17 protein-coding genes are annotated in these 22,995 nt (G+C 40.4%); 11 read left to right on the plus strand and 6 right to left on the minus strand.

Translation table 11 applies throughout. From position 1 onward, the window contains the following. Window positions 1-88: 88 nt before the first annotated feature. Window positions 89-1,285, plus strand: a complete 1,197-nt coding sequence (locus tag QLG01_RS00840) for a hypothetical protein (RefSeq protein WP_205668925.1) — start codon at window positions 89-91, stop codon at window positions 1,283-1,285. 58 nt (window positions 1,286-1,343) lie between these two features. Here QLG01_RS00840 and QLG01_RS00845 read toward each other — a convergent pair whose 3' ends face one another. Beyond that, window positions 1,344-2,642 (minus strand): MFS transporter, encoded by a 1,299-nt coding sequence (locus tag QLG01_RS00845; protein WP_151987172.1) that lies wholly within the window; start codon window positions 2,640-2,642, stop codon window positions 1,344-1,346. 234 nt (window positions 2,643-2,876) lie between these two features. On the opposite strand from QLG01_RS00845, the gene def reads away from it, so the two are divergent. After that, window positions 2,877-3,359, plus strand: a complete 483-nt coding sequence (gene def, locus QLG01_RS00850; RefSeq protein WP_151987174.1) for a peptide deformylase — start codon at window positions 2,877-2,879, stop codon at window positions 3,357-3,359. Window positions 3,360-3,536: 177 nt separating this feature from the next. After that, the gene (locus tag QLG01_RS00855) at window positions 3,537-4,859 is read left to right on the plus strand and encodes a glutaminase (protein WP_004703144.1); all 1,323 of its coding nucleotides are present in this window, start codon (window positions 3,537-3,539) and stop codon (window positions 4,857-4,859) included. On the opposite strand, the gene QLG01_RS00860 is transcribed toward QLG01_RS00855, so the two are convergent. Next, entirely contained in the window at window positions 4,826-5,614 is a 789-nt protein-coding gene (locus tag QLG01_RS00860) for a helix-turn-helix transcriptional regulator (RefSeq protein WP_049837673.1), read from the minus strand. The two genes, QLG01_RS00855 and QLG01_RS00860, sit on opposite strands and share 34 nt — an antisense overlap. Window positions 5,615-5,719: 105 nt before the next feature. Between QLG01_RS00860 and QLG01_RS00865 the strand changes: the two genes are divergently transcribed. Beyond that, entirely contained in the window at window positions 5,720-6,940 is a 1,221-nt protein-coding gene (locus tag QLG01_RS00865; protein WP_151822217.1) for an MFS transporter, read from the plus strand. 68 nt (window positions 6,941-7,008) lie between these two features. On the opposite strand, the gene QLG01_RS00870 is transcribed toward QLG01_RS00865, so the two are convergent. Further along, window positions 7,009-8,154: an aldose epimerase family protein gene (locus QLG01_RS00870; protein ID WP_282495622.1), complete on the minus strand. Its 1,146-nt coding sequence runs from the start codon at window positions 8,152-8,154 to the stop codon at window positions 7,009-7,011. 171 nt (window positions 8,155-8,325) lie between these two features. Between QLG01_RS00870 and QLG01_RS00875 the strand changes: the two genes are divergently transcribed. Beyond that, a complete protein-coding gene (locus tag QLG01_RS00875; RefSeq protein WP_282495623.1) occupies window positions 8,326-8,772 on the plus strand; it encodes a hypothetical protein in 447 nt (148 codons plus the stop codon). An 11-nt stretch (window positions 8,773-8,783) separates the two neighbouring features. Here the strand turns inward: QLG01_RS00875 and QLG01_RS00880 are convergent, their stop codons facing one another. Then, entirely contained in the window at window positions 8,784-9,659 is an 876-nt protein-coding gene (locus QLG01_RS00880; protein ID WP_081399678.1) for a LysR substrate-binding domain-containing protein, read from the minus strand. Between the two features lie 184 nt (window positions 9,660-9,843). On the opposite strand from QLG01_RS00880, the gene QLG01_RS00885 reads away from it, so the two are divergent. The 4 genes from QLG01_RS00885 (at window position 9,844) to QLG01_RS00900 (ending at window position 13,852) form a co-directional block, all read left to right on the plus strand. Next, the gene (locus QLG01_RS00885) at window positions 9,844-10,593 is read left to right on the plus strand and encodes an SDR family NAD(P)-dependent oxidoreductase (protein WP_151963399.1); all 750 of its coding nucleotides are present in this window, start codon (window positions 9,844-9,846) and stop codon (window positions 10,591-10,593) included. Window positions 10,594-10,670: 77 nt separating this feature from the next. Beyond that, window positions 10,671-11,972: an MFS transporter gene (locus QLG01_RS00890; protein ID WP_282495709.1), complete on the plus strand. Its 1,302-nt coding sequence runs from the start codon at window positions 10,671-10,673 to the stop codon at window positions 11,970-11,972. A gap of 19 nt (window positions 11,973-11,991) precedes the next feature. Next, window positions 11,992-12,837 (plus strand): transketolase, encoded by an 846-nt coding sequence (locus QLG01_RS00895; protein ID WP_282495710.1) that lies wholly within the window; start codon window positions 11,992-11,994, stop codon window positions 12,835-12,837. Between the two features lie 10 nt (window positions 12,838-12,847). Beyond that, the gene (locus tag QLG01_RS00900) at window positions 12,848-13,852 is read left to right on the plus strand and encodes a transketolase C-terminal domain-containing protein (RefSeq protein WP_282495624.1); all 1,005 of its coding nucleotides are present in this window, start codon (window positions 12,848-12,850) and stop codon (window positions 13,850-13,852) included. A 79-nt stretch (window positions 13,853-13,931) separates the two neighbouring features. Here QLG01_RS00900 and metH read toward each other — a convergent pair whose 3' ends face one another. After that, a complete protein-coding gene (gene metH, locus QLG01_RS00905; protein WP_282495625.1) occupies window positions 13,932-17,618 on the minus strand; it encodes a methionine synthase in 3,687 nt (1,228 codons plus the stop codon). Between the two features lie 463 nt (window positions 17,619-18,081). On the opposite strand from metH, the gene QLG01_RS00910 reads away from it, so the two are divergent. Together QLG01_RS00910 and QLG01_RS00915 are read left to right on the plus strand one after the other, a co-directional pair. Next, complete coding sequence (locus QLG01_RS00910) at window positions 18,082-19,713, plus strand: inorganic phosphate transporter (protein ID WP_151822240.1); 1,632 nt, start codon at window positions 18,082-18,084, stop codon at window positions 19,711-19,713. Window positions 19,714-19,877: 164 nt separating this feature from the next. After that, window positions 19,878-21,212: a D-serine ammonia-lyase gene (locus QLG01_RS00915; protein WP_282495626.1), complete on the plus strand. Its 1,335-nt coding sequence runs from the start codon at window positions 19,878-19,880 to the stop codon at window positions 21,210-21,212. A 42-nt stretch (window positions 21,213-21,254) separates the two neighbouring features. On the opposite strand, the gene QLG01_RS00920 is transcribed toward QLG01_RS00915, so the two are convergent. Then, entirely contained in the window at window positions 21,255-22,802 is a 1,548-nt protein-coding gene (locus QLG01_RS00920) for a hypothetical protein (protein WP_282495627.1), read from the minus strand. Between the last annotated feature and the right edge of the window lie 193 nt (window positions 22,803-22,995).

Genomic DNA, 22,995 nt, shown 5'->3' on the forward strand with positions numbered 1-22,995 from the left:
TTTGTCTAAAAAACAATAAAAACGAAGTTTTACAGGTAAAACAAATAAAGTTCCAGCAGGATGCTGGAACTCAATCAAGGATGTAGAGATGAAAAAGACTTCATTGATCATGGCATTCATTGCACCGCTTACGCTGGGGGTAAGCGTCAATGCATTTGCAAAAGATTCATTGCTTGAATGGAAAAGTGATGATGGCACCGACTCATTAAAGTTAGGTGGGGTGGTTCGGTTAAATCAGCGCTATGAAGATTGGGAAGGACCGAACCGTGGTTTTGGTAAGCTCCATTTTGATATTTTCAGGGTTGATCTCAAAGGTAAATTTGATGATGCCTACATCAATGCCAGTTATATGTTTCAAGACCAACAGAAAACGTCCATTGAAAAAGCATATGTCGGCTATAACCTAGATGCCAATAACAGCATTGAAGCAGGTTTGGTTTATAAGCCTTTTACGATTTATCCTTATCCGCAAAATGGCTGGACCTATCACATTCCATTCTTTTTAGGTTATGGCAATAACATTGCACCGGGGATTAACTGGAATTATCACGACAAAGACTGGGATTTAAAACTTGGTTATTACCCGCAAATGTTAGAGACGAACTTGCGTTATTCACCAGAGAGTGCAACTTATGATGACTTGGCAGGAAATGCATTTCCATCTCAAAAAGCCTATCAAAATGAAAAACGCAATCAGGTGAATACCCGCATTGTTCGCAAGTTAGAAACTGATTTCGGTAAGCAAGAGTTCGGTGTATCGGGTGCAATTGCTCAGTTGCATAATGATATTACCGACAAAGACGGCAAATATTATGCAGTCGGTTTGCATACCGAAAACAACTACAAACGCTTTAATCTACAAAGCTCGGTCATTCATTATCAATACGATGCTAAAAATCCCGATGGTGTAAATAGTGATATGACTTTAATGGGGGCGAATGGACTTACACCTGCTTATTTCATTGCTTCAGAAGGGACCATTGCCAGTTTAAACCTTGCTTATACGTTGCCTGTCACCAATATGGGTAAGCTAAAATCCATTAAGTTTTATAATGACTATAGTTACCTTGATAAAAAACGTGATGATTGGTCCGACTCGCAAATGAACACCACAGGTATGATGTTTATTGCTTCACCATTTATGGTTTGGGCAGATTATACGTGGGGTAAAAACTCCAACATTATTGGTGGTTCTACAAACTCAACGGGTTATACCTCTGCAAGCTCGCCAAACAGCGATAAATGGTTATATCGTATTAACTTTAATATTGGCTTTACTTTCTAAAGTGAATAACAATAAAAAACCACGCAATCGGCGTGGTTTTTTTCATAGGTTAAAGCTTTTAATATTTGTTTTTTTCAAACTTATTCCAAAATACAAAAGCAGTTACAAAGGCTAAAATAGTCAGCGCGAAAATATAATACATCGCACCAATATCACTATATTGACTGAGCCAATGTACTAAAGGCAGTGTCATACCACCAACAATCGCATAAGACAAATTATAAGAAAATGAAATGCCCGAGAAACGCACAGGCGCGGGGAACATTTTGACCATACTGCTCGACACCATGCCGACAGTACCAGAGCATAGACCCAATAGCATATATAAACCAAAAATGGTTGAATGGGCAGCATGTCCTAAACTGTTATAAAAAACTGCTGCTGTGAGTGCAACGGCAAGCGCACCGACCATCATGACTTTGCCACAGCCAAAACGGTCAGCAAAATAGCCAGCCAAGATACACCCGACCATTTGCATAACAATTGCTGCACTTTGCATTTCAAAAGTCTGTGCGCGCTCAAAGCCAAATGAACCAATCAATAAATTGGGCATGGCTAAAATAACCACCACCACACAGCCAGTTAAAAACCACGTAAATAATATGCCAATCGCAACGGCTGTTTTATGCGTTTTTAACACTTGTTTTACAGGCATTTCTTTTGAAATTTCTTTACGTGCCTGCATGGCTTTAAACACAGGCGTTTCTTTTAAATAAGTCCGTAAATAAAGTGCAACTAGACCAAAAATACCACCTGCAATGAAAGGAATACGCCATGCCCAGTCATGGATTTGCCCTTCACTAAAATTCAGTGAAATCCATAGAGACATCAGTGCACCTAATAAAATTCCTAAAGACAGCCCAGCGGTGAGTAACCCATTTGCCAGTCCAATTTTTCTTTCAGGTACATGTTCAGACACAAAGGTCCATGCGGCTGGAATTTCCCCCCCAATTGCAATACCTTGTACCACTCGCATAAGCAATAAAAGTAGGGGGGCCAAATACCCAATATTTTCAAAGGTTGGCAATATCCCGATAAACAGGGTAGGTAGCGCCATCAGCAAAATAGAAAGTGAAAACAGTTTTTTACGCCCGACTAAGTCACCAAAATGGGCCATGACAACCCCGCCTAATGGCCTAAAAAAGTAACCTGCTGCAAAAATGCCGTAAGTATTAAGCATGGCCCAAAATGGGCTGAGTGTACTTGGGAAAAATAGGTCGGAAATGATTTTGGCGTAAAACACATAAATCACGAAATCGTAAAATTCTAAAGCACCGCCCAATGAAGAAAGGGCAAGGGTTCGTTTATCTTCTTTATTAAGATAGTTCGCATCCTGCAAAGTTAAGTCCTGATCCATTTTTTACTTAATTGTTGTAATTGAAGTTTGGATATTAATGGAAAAGTGAAGTAAAAGTAAATGGAGGAAATTTGTTCTATGAAGAGGTGTAGATTTTCATCACTCAAATAAAAAAGCTTTAAAACAAAAAACGCATTAGATGAAACAAAAACAGATGTAGGAATGACTTTTCTTTTGAGCCATTCAGCGACACAATAAAACTCGTCATAGCCAGTTTAATGAGAGATTCAAAGGATGAGCGTAGTTTTACCAGTCGCGAAGCGTGGTGAAGATATTTTGAAATTGATTGCGGTTCCTGTCTCGGCAAATGAATTAAATAGTGACTGGCTTTATCAGCTTGCTGCTGCTATGCAAGCAACCATGCTTGAGCGTAATGGAGTAGGGATTGCCGCACCGCAAGTTTATATTTCTAAACGTGTCATTATTGTGGCTTCCAGGCCAAACCCACGTTATCCCGATGCACCAGAAATGGATGCTGTGGTGATGGTGAATCCTGAAATTTTAGAGTTCTCAAATGAAACACTTTTGGGTGAAGAAGGCTGCTTAAGTGTGCCGGATGAGCGTGGACAAGTTGAACGTGCAGAAATGGTTAAGGTTAAATATTTAACACTTCAGGGTGAAGCCGTTGAAACAGTTTTCCATGGTTTTCCGGCTCGAATTGTTCAACATGAAGTGGATCATTTAAATGGAGTTCTATTTGTAGAAAGAATAATCTAATCTTCTATTTAAAGTTTTTAAAAACGTATAATGAGCTTGAAATAAATAAGCCATCGGAATTACAATACTTATATCGTGATTTTTATTTCACTAAAAAATTATAATTTTAATATTATCAGCAGGTTGTGCTGAAAAAATGATCGAAAGTGTAAATCTCCTCATTTAAGGTTACTGACCATGAAAACCCCTCTCCCAGATTATTTGGCAAATGTGATAGAAGCCTGTGAGGTAGATAATAGCGGACATCTAGCTGACTATATTCCAGAGTTAGCAAATGCAAATCCAGATCGATTAGCTTTGGCCATGTCTACGGTAGATGGCGAAATTTATTCGATTGGAGATGATGATGTTGAATTCACCATTCAATCGATTTCTAAACCGTTCGTATATGCCTATGTTTTACAACAGCTTGGCATTGATGCAGTACTTGCTAAAGTAGGGGTAGAGCCTTCGGGGGAAGCCTTCAATGAAATTTCATTGGGTAAAGACGGACGTCCGAAAAACCCGATGATCAACTCTGGCGCAATTACTGTACATTCCTTGATTCAGGTCAAGCATGGTTTACATAGTGCAGAAATTCTACGCCGTTTTATGAGCGAGCTTGCAGGACGTGAATTAAGTTTTGATGAGTCTGTCTATGATTCGGAAGTCAAAACTGCCTACCGTAATCTTTCGATCGGTTATATGTTGCGAACTGTCGGAATTTTAGAGACTGACCCTGTCGATATTGTGAATGGTTACATTCGTCAATGTGCGATCATGGTTACAGTTAAAGACTTGGTACGTATGGGCAGTGTACTTGCCAATGGTGGGGTTGACCCTAAAACTGGAAAGCGTTTGTTAAACCGATCTGTGGTTAGACAAGTGCTCAGTGTCATGATGAGCTGTGGTATGTATGATGCCGCGGGTGACTGGTTGTCGACTGTAGGTATTCCTGCTAAGAGTGGTGTAGCAGGCGGTATTTTAGGTGTGCTGCCGGGGCAGGTCAGTATTGCTGCTTTTTCTCCTCGTTTAGATGAGCATGGTCATAGTATTCGAGGTATCGATATTTTAGAACGGTTATCTCGTGACATGGGATTACACCTCATGGAAGGTACACCTTCTGCACAAACGATTGTACAAAGTCATTACCGCACAGGAAAAGACGCTTCATTAAGTGTATATGTGCTTCGCGGTGTATTGAAATTTACTGAAGCTGAAATGTTGTTGCGCATTTTACAAGACGAGACAACTGACCAAAGCACAATCGTCATTGATTTAACCCAGATTTCACTTATCCACGATGTGGGTAAACGTATGTTCTTAGAAGGCGTTGATCGTCTGATTGATGATGGACATACGCTTGTTTTAGTGGATCCTGAACAACGATTAGATCATGCAAGAACTGGTAAAGATCGTGAACTTCATGTCTACCACGATTTTGATGATTTGCTTGAAAAGCATGACCTACCTGCAAAAAAAAAGACTTATAGCGACATCGCAGAACTTCTAAACTGCTGAGGTGTTTTTCCTAGATGTCGCTTAAACATCGCACTGAACGCGCTGGGGTTGTTGTACCCCAGTGATTCAGAAATTCGAGCAATAGATTCACCATTCGCAATTTTACTTAAGGCAAGTGCAATATGCATTTGCTGGACCCATGCCCGATAAGACAGTCCAGTTTCTTTCTGGAACATACGCATGAGGGTTCTAGAACTCGCACCAATCTCATCAGCCCAATCTGTTAAGTCTTTTGAATGGTCAGGAGTATGTAATAACTCTTGGCAAATTTTTAAGAGCCGTTTGTCTTTCGGCCAAGGAATCTGAATAGGCAACAAATTGGCCCGATGGATTTCTTCAAAAATCAAAATTTGTAAAGAACGGGAAAGCTCTTGAGATGTCGCCGTATTTGGCGTGTCTTCTCGTTCAATTTCATTTAAACGAATCAAAAGCTCGTGCAACAGGTTGCTTACCCGAATAATAAAGCAATGTTGTCCCATTAGAGCGGCTGCATTTACTTCAACCAACGCCGTATTTAACTTCACGTGACTTAGTGAAATCACACTGTGCTCGACATGAGCAGGAATCCATAAGGCACACATGGGTGGCACAATCCAGACATTGTTCGGTGTAAACACCTGAATGTTTCCTGTGGATGCATACAAAAATTGCGCACGTGTATGTGTATGGGTAGGGGTGATTTCTCGGTAAGAATGCTCAGAAGATAGCCCAATCACAAGTTCAGACAAATCAGACTGAATAAGAGAATCGGACATAAACTATCCTAAAAATTGTCACTTATACAATGATTATTGGAAGATAACTTTATAAGCGACAATTTACAATAAGCATCTTACTTAGAATATTGGAGTTTTTCAGGTATGACGTCTTCAATACAATTGAAAGATGGTATTGCCAATACCGTTGCAAATGATCAGCCTCAAGGAATGATTATTAAAATTGTAGGCGCCGTGGCGGTCGCACATTTACTGAATGATTTGATTCAAGCAGTGCTACCAGCTATTTATCCAATGCTAAAAGCAAACTTTTCGCTGAGTTTTGCTCAAGTTGGCCTGATTTCGTTTGTATATCAAATTACAGGTTCGCTGCTTCAGCCTTGGATTGGACTTTATACCGATAAACATCCAAAACCGTATCTTCTACCACTCGGAATGATGGTCACATTCTGCGGCATTATCTTGTTAGCGTTTTCACCAAGTTTTACTGTGTTGTTATGTGCATCTGCTCTTATTGGAGTAGGCTCTGCAACTTTTCACCCTGAAGCTTCACGGGTGGCACGAATGGCATCAGGTGGGCGCTTCGGTACGGCGCAGTCGACTTTTCAGGTGGGTGGAAATACAGGTACTGCCATTGGCCCATTATTAGCAGCGTTATTGATTGTTCCATTTGGGCAGCATGCAGTTGCGGGCTTAGTGATATTTGCACTTTTAGCGATTTGGGTTTTATTTGGCGTAAGCCGCTGGACGGTGAGTCATGCTAAAAATCAGGTAGCTACACGTGCAAATCAAGCACAAAGTAAATTGCATGGCCGTAAGCTGATCATTGCTTTGAGCACAATTAGTTTATTGATGTTTGCTAAATTTACCTACATTGCCAGCATTAGTAACTACTTTACTTTTTATCTTATTCAAAAGTTCCATATCAGCATCCAGACCGCTCAATTGCATTTGTTTGCATTCTTAGCTGCTGTTGCTTTAGGTACATTTGCTGGTGGCCCAATTGGTGACAAAATTGGTCGTAAAGCTGTGATCTGGGTTTCATTTGTGGGTATGGCGCCGTTTGCATTAATGATGCCGTATGCAAACTTATTTTGGACAACAGTTTTCTCAATTATTGCAGGTTTGGTGTTGTCGTCTGCTTTTGCTGCAATGGTGGTTTACGCACAAGAAGCTGTTCCGGGCCGTGTGGGTATGATTGCAGGTTTAATGTTTGGTCTTATGTTTGGGGTAAGTGGTATTGCCGCAGCAGGGTTGGGACATTTAGCTGATATTAACGGCATTGAATGGGTATTTGGTTTATGTTCATTCTTGCCATTACTTGGGTTTGCCACCGCATTTTTACCAAACACAAAAGTTAAATAAAGGAAAAGACTCTCAGTTATATTCAGCTGAGAGTCTTTTTTAGATAAATATAGTGTCAATTCAAAAGACTATTTTTGAATACCAAACTTAAATACGGTGACACTGTTATAAGTTTGATTTGGGTTCAAACGTGTAGAAGGGAAAGATGGTTGATTCGGACTATCTGGAAAATGCTGTGTTTCTAATGCTAGCGCATCTGCTTGTCGATAGAGTACGCCATTTGCCCCAGCAATATTTCCCAGTAAATGATTGGCTGTATACATTTGAACGCTTGGTTCAGTAGTCAAGACTTGCAGTGTCCGTTTAGATTTTGGGTCAAAAACATGAGCAGCAAGATTTAACTTTCCTTGAGACTTTTGATTAAGTACCCAAGTTTGGTCATAGCCATATCCATAGGCCAATTGCTGATGATTCGCTCGAATATCTTTCACAATTGCTTTAGGCGTTCGAAAATCAAAAGGTGTACCTGCAACCGAAGCTATTTCACCTGTGGGTAAAGAGTTTTGATCGGTTACCAATATACGGTCTGCATTAAGTTGTACAACATGATCGAGCACACCATAAGGGTTATTGCCAGCGCCTGATAAGTTGAAATAACTGTGGTTGGTGAGATTGACGACTGTCGGTTGATCAGTTTTGGCTTTATATTCGATCTGGAATTCATTTTGATCTGAAAGGCTGTAGATCACTTCTACATCTAACTTTCCGGGAAAACCTTGATCACCATTTGGACTTGTTAACTTAAGAGAAGCTTTAACAGTTTCACCTTTGGAAACGAGGGGCTTAACTTGCCAAACACGTTTGTCAAAACCCGGATTACCGCTATGTAATGAATTCGGTCCATTATTTTTTTCAAGATTATACGTTTTTCCATCTAAGCTAAATTTAGCATTGCCAATACGGTTCGCATAACGACCAATTAACCCACCAAAATGAATGCCTTCCTTGGTATCAGTGACTTCATAGCCTTTTAGATCATCGAAGCCTAAAACGATATTATTTTGTTTACCTTGTGCATCGGGAGTCAAAATTTGTGTAATTACGCCCCCATAACTAATAAAAGAAACAGACACTCCTTTGTTATTGCTCATGGTGTACAGATCAACTTTTTGACCATCTTGAGTTGTGCCATATGGTTTTACATTTAATGTGGCTGCATTTGTAATTTGCGCAAAGCTATAAAGGGTGAAACTTAAAATTACTAATTTTTTCATGCTTATACTCTATTTTTAATCGTAGGATTGGATGAATATAAGATTGATTTTTCGTCTTTTTAAAGAGTTTTTTATTATATATAGTGTTAATAATGATTAGCGCTGTTAACTCGAAGTATTGAACAAGCTGGTACTAATCCTATTAGTAAAACTCAACGGTAAGCTATTTTTATGAATCATCCCGAATCGGTTTTAAAATTTTCGCTTGGTTTTAATGGCTTATCATTTGACTTAGACAATCAGCACATCCAACTCGAACAAGGCTTGGGTTTCGTTGAGACGAACAGTATTCGTCATGGTGTTATTGATGAGCTTGCTATCGAAAAGATGATTTATTTTATTGAAGAGATCATAGAGTCTCAGCCCCTAAGAAATCTAAAGATAAGTGGGGTAGCTGTTACGTCTGATGCTGCTATGACACACCTCAGTGAGTTATTTTTTAGTGCAAAAAAGAAAATCAGCCGTATTGAGCTTGAACATGGTTTTAATAGTTTTATTGAGCGTTTGAGCTACTACACAAACCCAGTGGCTCCAGATCAGCTTTATATTTTTACCTACTTTGTATTTGTTCGAGAGATGATGCATCACTTAAGAGTGGAGGAAATTCAGATCCTTTAAGAAATGACTTCTCAATCCGCCAACTCATCATGAATCCAGTTTAAAAACAGTTCAATTTTAGGAATAAATTGATGGGTTCGTGGATATACCAAGTGATGAGCAGAGATAGGAATCGATAGCTCATCTGCAAAAACTCTTACTAACTTTCCAGATTCCAAATAATTTTGAGTAAGTAAATTACTTTCCAAAACAAATCCTAGTCCGTGTGTGGCTGCCTCAAGTGACATATAAGAGCGGTCAAAACTTAAAGTGTAGGGAAACTCTGGAATGCTTAAACCCTGATGGGCAAACCATTGTGGCCAGGTAACCAAAGTTGAGCGCGATAAAATCAGTTCTTTTTTTAATAAATCTTGAGGTTTATTTACTGGACTGCGTTCAAGTAGTTTGGGGGATGCAAGTACTTCTAGCTTTTCATTACGAATCGTTCTGATTTCTACGCCTGTCCAGTTGGGCAAACCATGACGAATATCAATGTCGATCTTGTCGCGAGTAAAGTGCAAGTTTTCATAGGAACACGATAGGTTGACCTGAATCATTGGGAACTTTTCTTTAAATGATTCAAGGCGAGGCAGTAACCAAAGTAAACCAAAACTTGGGGATGAATGAATATATAAACTGTCTTTCGGGCTTTTATCGGCAGCTTTTTCAGTCGCTAACATTAGGTTATGCAAAATGGTCGTAACGTCTTGAAAATAGCGTTCACCAGAGGGGGTAAGTGTCACACCACGGGCACCACGAATAAATAAACTCTGCCCAATCATTTCTTCAAGCTTGGCAATTTGATGACTTACTGCTGAAGGCGTGAGATTTAAATTTTCTGCTGCCTTGGCAACATTGCCAAAACGAGCAGTTTGTTCAAAAGCCTGTAATGTTTTAATTGAGGGCATCTGGTTGAAATTGTTTTCACTACTATCCATGAAATGATCCGTTTTTATCCCTAAAACTTATTTAAAAATAGCATAGGCATGAATTTTTTTCATGTCTTGTTGAATTCGAGCTGATTGCTGGGCTTTGTGAAAAAAGAGATTCTAAGTCAGAACTCAGGAAATAAAGCGTAAAAGAGGATTGAACATGTTACTACAAGGAAAAGTGGCATTAATTACTGGTGCAGCATCAGAACGTGGAATTGGGCGAGCAACCGCAGAAATCTTTGCACAACAAGGTGCCAAAGTCATTATTGTTGATTTAGATCTTGCTCAAAGCCAAAACGCTGCAAAGGCACTTGGTGAAGGACATTTAGGTCTCGCTGCAAATGTTGCAAATGAGGAACAAGTCAAAGCAGCTGTTGAACAAGCGCTACAGCACTACGGCAAGATTGATATTTTAATTAACAATGCAGGGATTACTCAGCCAGTTAAAACACTCGATATTCAGCGCAATGACTATGATCGTATTTTAGACGTCAGCCTGCGTGGAACACTGATTATGTCTCAAGCTGTTATTCCATCCATGAAAGCAAATGGAGGTGGAAGCATTGTGTGCTTATCTTCAGTTTCAGCGCAACGCGGTGGTGGTATTTTTGGCGGGCCACATTATAGCGCTGCCAAAGCAGGGGTATTAGGTCTGGCAAAAGCGATGGCTCGAGAGTTTGGCCCTGACCAAATTCGTGTAAATTCGCTTACTCCGGGTCTCATTCAAACCGATATTACGGGTGGTTTAATGAATGATGACCGTCGTCATGACATTCTTGCTGGTATTCCACTTGGGCGTTTAGGCAAAGCACAAGACGTTGCAAATGCAGCATTATTTTTGGCAAGTGATCTGTCAGCTTACTTAACTGGTGTAACACTCGATGTAAATGGTGGCATGCTGATTCATTAAGGCTTGTCATTTAAAAACTAAAAATAGAATGATGGTCACAAGAGGATACTGTGGCCAAATGTAAAGGGATTCGCATGATGGATACAGTATTTTCATCTGAAGTAGATACAACGATTCGTAAATCGGCGTATCGAAAAATTGCATTTCGGCTCATGCCATTTTTAATGCTTTGTTATTTTTGTGCCTATTTAGATCGAGTAAATGTGGGTTTTGCCAAGCTCCAGATGATGAGCGATTTACAGTTTAGTGAAGCTGTATATGGGTTAGGCGCAGGGATTTTCTTTATTGGTTATTTTCTTTGTGAAGTGCCAAGTAACATCGTACTTCACAAGGTAGGCGCAAGACGTTGGATAGCCCGAATCATGATTACATGGGGCATTTTGTCAGGCTGCTTTGCTTTTGTTCAAACCGAATGGCAGTTTTACACCTTACGTTTTCTGCTCGGTGTTGCTGAAGCTGGTTTGGCTCCGGGCTTGTTGCTTTACCTCACTTATTGGTTCCCGTCTTACCGCCGTGCACGTATGACAGTTCTTTGGTTTATCGCGATTCCAATTTCGGGAATGATTGGTGGCCCACTTTCAGGCTTAATCATGGACCGAATGAGTGGTGTGCATGGCTGGTTTGGCTGGCAGTGGATGTTCCTTATTGAAGCTATTCCTACTGTACTTGTTGGCCTATTGGTACTTGCTGTTTTAAAAGATTCAGTTCAAGACGCCAACTGGTTAACCCAAGACGAAAAAAAATTGGTGAAGCAAGAGCTTGCTCAAGATAACCAGCACAAAGAAGGTCATGCTAGCGTCAAAGAGTTTATTGCGGATAAACGCTTATGGTTACTCGCAGGCATCTATTTTTGTGTAGTGATGGGTCAATACGCTATTACATTTTGGTTGCCAACTCTCATTCGTAACTCAGGCATTAGTGATAACTGGCATATCGGTTTGCTCACCAGCTTGCCTTATATGTGTGCCATTGTGGTCATGATTTTGGCAGGGCGTAGTGGTGACCATTTCCAAGAACGCCGTTGGCACTTAATTATCCCAATGTGTGCGGGTGCGGTTGCACTTACACTTGCGACTTTGCTCGCCTCAAATCTGACACTTTCTTTAATTTTCCTCTGCATTGCAGCCTCAGGTGTGCTCACTGCATCTTCTTTATTCTGGATGTTACCAACCAACTTTTTGGGTGGTGTTTCCGCAGCAGCAGGTATTGCAGCAGTCAATAGCTTTGCCAACCTTGCTGGATTTTGCTCACCTTATTTAATCGGTTGGGTCACCACCAACACAGGTTCAAATGCAATTGGCATGTTCTTAATCACAGCAGTATTAATTTTCGGTGCCAGTTTGGTTCTGCGTGTTCCAGCAAAACTGGTCAATCGTTAATAAGGAATAGTAAATGACAATGTTAAATGTTAATAACGCAGGCCAAATTGCCGAGTTGCAACAACGTGCCTACCACATTCGCCAACATGCTTTACGTATGGGGCAAGTACAAGGCCAAGGCTATGTTGGACAAGCCTTGGGTGCAGCAGATTTGCTCGCAGTATCTTATTTCCATGCCATGAAATATCAGCCAGAAAACCCCGAATGGGAAGGTCGAGACCGTTTTTATCTCTCTATTGGGCACTATGCAATTGCACTCTATGCAGCTTTAATTGAAGCAAAAATTATCCCACTTGAAGAACTTGAAACCTACGGTGCAGATGATAGTCGTCTACCGATGTCGGGCATGGCTTCATATACACCGGGCATGGAAATTACAGGTGGTTCATTGGGGCATGGTCTTGGAATTGCAGTCGGTGCATGTCTAGGGCTGAAACAAAAAAAGTCGGATGCTTTTATCTATAACTTACTGTCCGATGGAGAGCTAAATGAAGGCTCAACATGGGAGGCAGTGATGTCTGCTTCTCATTGGAAATTAGATAACTTGATTGCCATTATTGATGTGAATAATCAGCAGGCAGATGGGCACTCCAGCGAAATTTTAGCGTTTGAACCCATTGTAGACCGTTGGCAGTCATTTGGTTGGTACACCCAACGCGTAGATGGCAATGACATGGAGGCTTTACTTAAGGCATTCGATCAAGCACGAAACCATGAGGGAACATGCCCACGCGTCATTATTTGTGACACCAAAATGGGTAAGGGTGTGTCGTTCTTGGAAAGCCGCGAAAAAACACACTTTATTCGTGTTGATGAACATGAATGGGATGACGCTTTAAATATTTTGACCCACTACGGACAGTAAGGAATACACCATGAGCCAGTTAGCTAATCCCCCTAAGAAAAAACTAACCACTTCGGCAATGATTGCTTCTATTGCTGCCGAGGGTCAACCGACCAAACCAGCACCATTTGGACATGCACTGAATGCCTTGGCAAAAGAGCGTGACGATATTGTGGGGTTATCAGCAGATTTATCTAAATATACAGACCTACATATTTTTGCTAAAGAAAATCCAGACAAGTTTTTCCAAATGGGCATGGCAGAACAACTTTTGATGAGTGCAGCAGCAGGACTTGCTCGTGAAGGATTTGTTCCTTTTGCAACAACTTATGCCGTATTTGCATCACGCCGTGCCTATGACTTTATTTGTATGGCAATTGCGGAAGATAACCTGAATGTCAAAATTGTGGCGGCACTTCCGGGCTTAACCACAGGCTACGGCCCAAGCCATCAGGCGACTGACGATATTGCGATTTTTCGTGCAATGCCAAACCTCATGATCATTGACCCATGTGATGCCTTGGAAATCGAACAGGCCATTCCACAAATTGCCGCTCATAATGGCCCTGTATATATGCGTCTATTGCGTGGGCAGGTTCCATTAGTGCTCGATAAATACAATTACCAGTTTAAATTGGGTAAGGCACAGGTGATTAAACCGGGTAAAGACTTACTCATTATTTCGACTGGCTTATTGACCATGCGTGCGCTTGAGGCAGCCGAAGAGCTTGAAAAAGAGGGTATTGAGGTTTCAGTGTTACATGTGCCTACCATTAAGCCGCTAGATGAACAGACTATTTTGGATGAAGTCGCTAAAGGTGGCCGACCTGTTTTAACTGCCGAAAATCACTCAGTTATTGGTGGGTTAGGTGAAGCTGTCGGCTCACTACTTCTAAGAAATGGTCAACATCCTCGTTTTGACATGATTGGTTTGCCTGATGCATTTTTAGATGCTGGAGCATTACCAACTTTGCATGATCGCTATGGTATTTCAACTGAAGCATTTAAAGACAAAATTAAGTCACATTTGAAGTAGAAAGATTAAACTTTCAAATTGAAAAGGGCGTGATGGAATTTCCTTCACGCCCTATTTTTAATCAAGATGATTCAAAAACTTAAACAATCGAATCATCTAAATTCGGTCCTAACCAGCGTTTTGCTTCATCCAGTGTCCAACCTTTACGTTTTGCATAATCTTCAAGTTGGTCTTGAGAGATTTTGCCCACGTTAAAGTATTCACTTTGTGGATGAGAATAATAGAAACCACTTACTGAAGATGGTGGCATCATTGCAAAGTGTTCAGTCAACTTAGTACCGATTTTGTCGGTAGAACCTAACCAGTCAAACAACACTGCTTTTTCAGAGTGCTCTGGGCAAGCTGGGTAACCTGGTGCAGGGCGAATACCCACGTATTTCTCTTTAATCAGTTCTTCATTGCTGAGCTGTTCATCAGCTTTATAACCCCAGAACTCTTTACGAATGCGTTCATGCAAGTGTTCTGCAAAGGCTTCAGCAAAACGGTCAGCCAGTGATTGAACTAAAATTGCAGAGTAGTCATCACCTTTGGCTTTGTATTCATTTGCCAGTTCTTCTGCACCAAAAATCGATACAGTAAATCCGCCCAAGTAGTCTTGTTGCTCACGGTCAGCGCGAATGTAATCTGCTAAAGACAAGTTTGGTTTACCTGTTATTTTGTCAGATTGCTGACGTAAATGCTCAAAAGTATGCGTAACATTTTGGCCCGCTTCATCAAATACGCTGACAGTGTCGGCGTCAGTGCGCTGTGCAGGGAACATACCAAATACAGCACGTGCATCAAAAAGGTTGTTGTCGATAATATCTTTCAACATTGCTTGAGCTTGGTTGTACAAATCTGTTGCAGCTTCACCAACCACTTCATCTTCTAAAATTTTCGGGAACTTACCTGCCAAGCTCCAAGAGATGAAGAATGGTGTCCAGTCAAAATATTCTACAAGGGTTGCAAGTGGGTAATTGGTTAAGACTTTTGTTCCCAAAAGATTTGGTTTGGCAGGAACGTAACTCTCATCAATTTTAAAGCCGTTTTTAACAGACTCTGCATAAGTTAGCTTGGCAGCTTTAGGCTGTTTGTTGGCTAAGCGCTCACGAATTTTGGCATATTCAGCACGGTGCTCTGCAATAAAGTTTCCACGCATTTCTTTTGAAAGCAGGGTAGTTGCGACACCCACAGCACGTGAAGCATCGGCAACATAAATCACCGCATCGTTTTGGTATTGAGGGTCAATTTTTACTGCTGTATGTGCTTTTGAAGTTGTTGCACCACCAATCAATAAAGGAATGTTAAAACCTTTACGCTGCATTTCTTTCGCAACAAACACCATTTCATCTAAAGATGGCGTAATCAGACCTGATAATCCAATGATGTCACATTTTTCATCAATTGCAGTTTGCAAGATTTTCTCGCAAGGCACCATCACGCCAAGGTCAACAATATCGTAACCATTACAGCCTAGTACCACGCCTACAATATTTTTACCAATATCGTGTACGTCTCCCTTAACAGTTGCCATCAGGACTTTACCTTTAGATTGGCTACCTGTTTTTTCAGCTTCAATGTACGGGTTGAGCCAAGCTACAGCTTGCTTCATAACACGTGCAGATTTCACAACCTGTGGTAAGAACATTTTGCCTGAACCGAACAAGTCACCGACCACATTCATGCCGTCCATCAAAGCGCCTTCGATTACATCTAAAGGACGTTTGGCTTTTAGGCGAGCTTCTTCTGTGTCTTCGTCAATGTAGGTGGTAATACCTTTAACCAATGCATATTCAAGACGTTTTTCTACAGGTTCGTTACGCCATTCAAGGTTTTCTGCTTCGCGCTGGGCACCACTATGACCACGGAATTTTTCAGCAACTTCAAGTAGTTTTTCAGTAGCAAGTTGACCAGATTCACCTTGGTTCTGGTTTAAAACAACATCTTCAACTGCATCTTTGAGTTCTTTAGGAATATCGTCATAAATGGCCATTTGACCGGCATTTACAATACCCATGGTCATGCCTTGTTTAATGGCATGGTACAAGAACACGGAGTGAATCGCTTCACGAACAGGCTCATTTCCACGGAACGAGAACGAAACGTTCGATACACCGCCAGAAATCATGGCATGTGGTAAGTTCTGTTTAATCCAACCTGTGGCTTCAATAAAATCGACGCCATAGTTATTGTGTTCTTCAATACCTGTTGCTACTGCGAACACGTTCGGGTCAAAAATAATATCTTCAGCAGGGAAGCCCACATCGTTAACTAAAATGTCATAAGAACGTTTACAGATTTCGCGTTTACGTTCAGCAGTATCGGCCTGACCAGTTTCATCAAAGGCCATCACAATAATTGCAGCACCATATTGACGGCACAGGCGAGCTTTTTCGACAAACTCGTCATAACCTTCTTTTAACGAAATCGAGTTAACAACAGGTTTACCTTGTACGCATTTTAAGCCTGCTTCAATGATTTCCCATTTTGATGAGTCAATCATGATTGGCACACGTGAAATATCTGGTTCAGATGCTACAAGATTTAAGAAATGTACCATCGCATTTTGCGAATCGAGCATCCCTTCATCCATGTTAATGTCGATAATCTGTGCGCCAGCTTCCACTTGTTGCTGTGCAACTTCTAAAGCTTCGGCAAAGTTTTCTTCACGAATTAAGCGTAAGAATTTTTTTGAACCAGTAACGTTGGTACGTTCACCGACGTTAACGAACAATGAGTCATCATAAATATTAAATGGTTCTAAACCGCTTAAGCGGCAAGCTGGCTTCGTTTCAGGAATTTGACGTGGTGCAATGTCTTTTACAGCATTGGCAATCGCACGAATATGGTCAGGCGTTGTACCACAGCAACCACCGGTAATATTGATCAAACCATTTTCTGCAAATTCTTTTAAGAAGGCAGCAGTTTGTTCTGGTGTTTCATCATATTCACCAAAAGCGTTTGGTAAGCCAGCATTTGGATGAGCAGAAATGAACGTATCAGCAACATCAGACACGGTTTTAACGTGAGGACGCATAGCATCTGCACCAAGGGCACAGTTGAAACCAATTGAGAGTAAGTCACCATGGCGTACAGAGTTCCAGAACGCTTCAGCAGTTTGACCTGTTAAAGTACGACCTGAAGCATCGGTAATGGTCCCTGAAATCATGAGTGGTAATTCATGACCAAGTTGCTTAAAGACTTCTTTCACCGCAAAAATTGCAGCTTTACAGTTTAATGTATCAAAAACGGTTTCAATCAAAATGATATCTGCACCGCCTTCAATAAGCGCATGAGTTGCCTCAATATAGTTTTCTTTTAGCTCATCAAAAGTGATGTTACGAAAGGCAGGGTCATTTACATTAGGCGAAATTGAACAGGTACGCGATGTTGGACCGAGTACACCTGCTACAAAACGCGGTTTATCTGGAGTCGAATACTTTTCACAAGCTGCTTTAGCTAAACGTGCTGCTTCACGGTTAATCTCTGGAACAAGATCTTCCATGTGGTAGTCAGACATTGAAACACGCGTACCGTTAAAGCTGTTGGTTTCAATAATGTCTGCGCCTGCATCAAGATAAGCTTCATGAATACCTTGAATGATTTCGGGTTGAGTTAGCACAAGAAGGTCATTATTACCTTTTAGGTCATGTGCCCAATCGGCAAAACGCTCACCACGGTAGTCGGCTTCTTCTAATTTATGGCGTTGAATCATGGTACCCATCGCACCATCAATAATCAGAATGCGTTTGGCAAGAAGCGCTTTTAGGGTGGCAAGCGTAGACATAGAAAACCCCGATATTTTACAAATTTAAAAATGCGGCGCTATTGTAACAGAATAGTTGCGCAATTGATGAGCTATAACGACCCACCATTCACTTGTAATAGATTCATTAAAAAAAGGCTTTTATGACAAATAGAGACTGTTTTTTCATCAAATATTCATAAAATGATCATGATATTGAAATATTTCATCGCCAATATTCCGTTTTATGACAATTATGCTGTTTAAAAAACAAGCATTCGGGTAATTTTTTATATATTTTTGCTTTAAAAATAGTCATAAATAAGGAAGATATAAATTGATTTAAATTATTGTATTTTAATAAAAAAATAAATTTCATAGAGGAAAGGTGCATCAAATGAGGTCAAAATATGAAAAATTGACTTCATCAGGCGCCGCTTTGTCATATAATTGTCATAATTTAATTTAAGAATACAGAGGATTTTTTTATCCTCTTACCGTCTGCATGAATTCTAATCTACCCCCTGTTTCGGATTCAAAACTTGCGGCAAACCTGCAAGTCAAATCGACGAATGTACATGTCCCGACACCCAAGTTTTTTATGCCGGTGTTTCTGACGATTATTGTTGCAACACTTATTTATATTGGATTTCAGGTGAGTGCTGATTTAGCACATGTACCACCTTTGAGTCTTTATTCGGTTATCCTTTTATCTACTGCACTCTTGATTGCTTTAGGCTTTGAGTTTGTAAATGGCTTCCACGATACTGCAAATGCAGTAGCAACAGTAATTTACACCAATGCTTTACCTGCACCAGTTGCAGTCATGTGGGCAGGTTTTTGTAATTTTCTTGGGGTAATGGTTGCAAGCGGCGCAGTCGCTTACGGCATTATTGCATTGTTGCCTGTTGAACTGATTATGAACATGGGTAGCGGTGCAGGTTTCGCAATGGTTTTTGCGCTTCTAATTGCTGCAATTCTCTGGAACTTAGGTACTTGGTTCTTGGGTATTCCTGCTTCTAGTTCTCATACTTTGATTGGTTCAATCTTGGGTGTGGGCATTATGAACCATCTGTTGAGTGCATCGACTGGCGTAACGACCAGCGGTGTTGATATGGATCAGGTGATTAAAGTCGGTAAGGCCTTATTATTTTCGCCTTTAATTGGTTTTGCTTTTGCAGCGATTGTATTCTTGTTGGTTAAAACTGTTTTTAAACGCCAATTAGAATTATTCCAGCCGCCAGAAGGTAATAAACCACCACCAGCAATCATTCGTGCAATTTTAATCTTTACCTGTACAGGTGTAAGTTTTGCACATGGTTCTAATGACGGTCAAAAAGGTATGGGTCTCATCATGCTGATTTTGGTTGGTCTGGTGCCGTTGGCTTATTCATTAAATAAAAACCTTGATACACAACAAGTTCAATCATTCCATCAGCTTTCTTCTCAAACTGCCGTATTTTTGAATCAAAATCAGCCAGAATTAACTGATGAAAAAGCACGTGTTATTCTGACTAAATACATTCAAACTAAACAGCAAACTCCAGAAGTAGTGCCTGCATTGGCAAGCATGACTGACCACTTGGGTGAGCGTGTTTCTAGCTATAGCAACTTAAAAGATATTCCAGAAGCTGCAATTAGCGAAATTCGTAATGACATGTATTTAAGTACCACTTCGTTTAAGCGTTTGGATAAAGCAAATGCATTACCAAAAATGGATCAGTCACAAGAAAAACTTGTGAAAGAATACCGTAGTAGCTTAGATTCATTCTTACAATACATTCCAACTTGGGTGAAAGTAGCAGTTGCTTTGGCACTTGGCTTAGGCACCATGGTTGGCTGGAAACGTATTGTTGTGACTGTAGGTGAGCGTATTGGTAAGCATCATATGACTTATGGTCAGGGGATGTCTGCTGAGCTTGTAGCAATGAGTACAATTGCAGCTGCTGACGGTTTAGGTATGCCTGTTTCAACAACACACGTTTTAAACAGTGCTGTTGCAGGTACCATGGTTGCGAATAAATCAGGCTTAAACTTCAATACAGTGAAAACAATTTTATCTGCATGGGTATTTACACTTCCTGCAACAATCTGTTTATCAGGCGGTTTGTACTGGTTATTCTTGCAGTTTGTATAAAAGCATTTAAAACATTAAAGCCACTGTAAACAGTGGCTTTTTTATTTGTTTCTTTTTTAAGTTCAGTCTATTTTCATGTACATTCAACTATAAATTAACAAGTCGTTATAAGGCGTCAAACAGCTTTAAAAGCTGAGCTTAAACTTTTTATATCAGGATAGATTATGGATGCGGTTCAAATAGATCAGCTAAAACAACAATTCCCACTTATTGAGACACTGCAAGCCTATCAAGAGACATTTTGGTTTACACCTCATCGCTATCCTTTAACAGAAGCTTTAGAAAAAGTTGGACTCACAGTAGACGATGTAAGTGAAGCGGAAGCAAGGCTAGCGCGTTTCGCACCTTATTTGGCAAAGGTATTTCCTGAAACTCAAGCACAACATGGAAAAATTGAATCAGATATTGTTGAAATTCCGAAAATGCAGCAAGCACTTTCTTCAACAGAACAAGTGCAACTGAGTGGAGCATTCTGGCTAAAAAAAGATAGTCATCTCCCTATTTCTGGTTCAATTAAAGCGCGTGGTGGTATTTATGAAGTCTTAACTCACGCTGAAAAATTGGCAATTGAGGCAGGGCTTCTCAAGTTGGAAGACGATTACACTAAACTCGACCAAGACGCATTTCGAACGTTTTTTTCTAAGTATCAAATTGCAGTAGGTTCTACAGGCAACCTTGGGCTTTCGATTGGCATTATGAGCGCCAAACTGGGTTTTAGAGTCACAGTGCATATGTCTGCCGATGCGAGACAGTGGAAGAAAGACAAACTGCGTTCACTGGGCGTCAATGTTGTGGAATATGCCAGTGACTATGGTGTAGCGGTTGAAGAGGGACGAAAATCCGCAGAACAAGATCCACACTGCTTTTTTATTGATGATGAAAACTCGAAAACATTATTTTTAGGCTATGCCGTTGCAGGAATACGCTTAAAACAGCAATTTGAGCAAAAACAGATTAAAGTTGATGTTGAGCACCCATTATTTGTTTATTTGCCATGTGGCGTCGGTGGTGGCCCAGGTGGCGTGAGTTTTGGATTGAAACTGGCTTTTGGTGAGCACGTACATTGTATTTTTGCTGAACCCACACATTCGCCTTGTATGTTACTTGGTATCCACACAGGCTTACATGATCAGATTTCAGTAAATGACATTGGCATCGATAACGTTACAGCCGCAGATGGACTTGCAGTAGGGCGTGCTTCAGGTTTTGTTGGGCGTGCTATGCAACAGCTAATTGATGGCTATTACACCATTCACGATGAACGTTTGTATGAACTAATAGCACTTCTAAATCAAACTGAAAATATTCAGCTTGAGCCTTCTGCTGTGGCAGGAATGATGGGTCCATATTATGTTCAGACGAGTCCTGATTATTTGGCTTTACATCAACTATCAGCTGAAAAGTTGCAGCAGTCAAATCATGTGGTATGGGCGACAGGAGGTGGTATGGTACCACCTGATGAAATGCAAAAATATCTTTCACACTTTCAAAATAAATAAACACAGAAAAAAGCCCAATTCTAGAATTGGGCTTTAATTAAACTATTTTTTAGATGATTTTCCAAAAGGTAGTTTTTCGGTTGCAAAGCCATAGATTGCAGCAAAAGGTAGGGCAGTTCTTGCTAAATAAGCAACACGCCATAATCCACCGTGGTTAGCACCTTCCATCATGAGTTCAAGCGGATGGTCCAGTTCAGTTTCAGGATTTGCTACAGAAGACTCATTTCTTAAGTCATGAATCCAGAGTGCCGCCATAATGGCATTGGTCGTTTCAGGACTAAACGCTTCTACATCAAAAAGCTCTGCGCCATTAAAAGCTGCTTTCAATAATGGATTTTTAGTCACAGAGTGGGTAGTGGTAGATGGAGCAATATTAATACTTACGTGTTGTCCTTGATGACGGGCCCAAATAGCACGCCATTGTTGAATGCGTTTTGCCAAAGCATAGTTTGGTCCTTGCTCAACGACTAGACAGTCGGCAATACCATAAGTTTTTCCATTTTCACAATCAATCAGATCTTGATATGGCGCTTGGAAAAAACGATTTAAGGAAAGTGTAGAAACACCTTTCACCGCCATTTTTTGTAGTTTTGTGCGTGATTTAAATTTTTGTTGAGCAGCTTTTGCTACTTCTTTAGGAACTGCATAAACATCGGTTGGCGTACACATAAACATAAGGCTCGTATCAGACTTATGCTCGCTCACAAATTGCATGATGCTATCCATTGCCATGGACACACGAACATGCTTTTCACCATCTAAATAGGCAATTGCAGCTAAATCTAACTTTTGTGGAAACTGCACTAGCCACTGTGCAATTTCTGGTAATTGAGTCAATAAATTTGCACCCAATTTATCTTTTAGTTCAGAAGCTTTTGCTGAAGATGCAATTTGTTCAACGCTTGGAGCAATGAGCGTTGCATTTCCTTGTTGAATCGTGTTTAAAATTTTGCCCCAGACACGTGGGTTTGGTAAGTCGACAGCAATAATATTCGCTTTCCATTTGGCTAACCAAGGTAGAGGACCAGCTTCTGAAGCCGCACCAAACAACACCATGGTACGGTCAGATAAATCAAACCATTCTGGATGAGCAGTAGCTTCACGCAAAGCTTTTGCATGACTTGGTTCAATAATACCAGCTTCTTCCCAACGTTGAATTTGGTCTAGTAAGCTTTGTCCACTGAGCTTTTGTCCTTTGTAAGGAACATACCACTCCGGAGCCGCATCACTTTCACCTTTAAGTTTTACTGTATGAAGGGGGGTAGATGAAGCAATATGAACCGCATCTTTTAAAAGGTAATGCTTACTATCACGATAGTAGTCAAAAAGGTGGTGAGCTTTATGCAAACCTTGCTTAGCAATAGTAATTGGATTGCTATTATTTGAAATGCCTTGTTTAACAAGCGCTTTAAAATAAATAGGGTAGTTTTTTCGCCAGTTTTTTTCATTCAACACTTGTTGCGCGGTTTTATTATCTACAACAGATAAAGCCTCTGACAAAATCTCTTGGCCTGTAAGAGATGTGCTTTGTTTTTTTGTTGAGGCATGTACTGGAAATTGTAGACCTTCGACTTGACTTGTGCTGGACATAAAATATCTCGTTATAAGACTGGGTTAATATACAGATGTATACATTATCTATGCCAATGAAAGGAAACGAGTGGCAATAACTGACAAAATAATATTGAATATTTATGTGATGAAACTTGAAAGAGCAATTTTTTATGATAAATCCATCTCATTTTGACCTTAATTTTTTTCACATTTTTAGAACATTTTTATA

The organism is Acinetobacter sp. V89_4 (genome assembly GCF_029967875.1).
GTDB lineage: Bacteria > Pseudomonadota > Gammaproteobacteria > Pseudomonadales > Moraxellaceae > Acinetobacter > Acinetobacter oleivorans.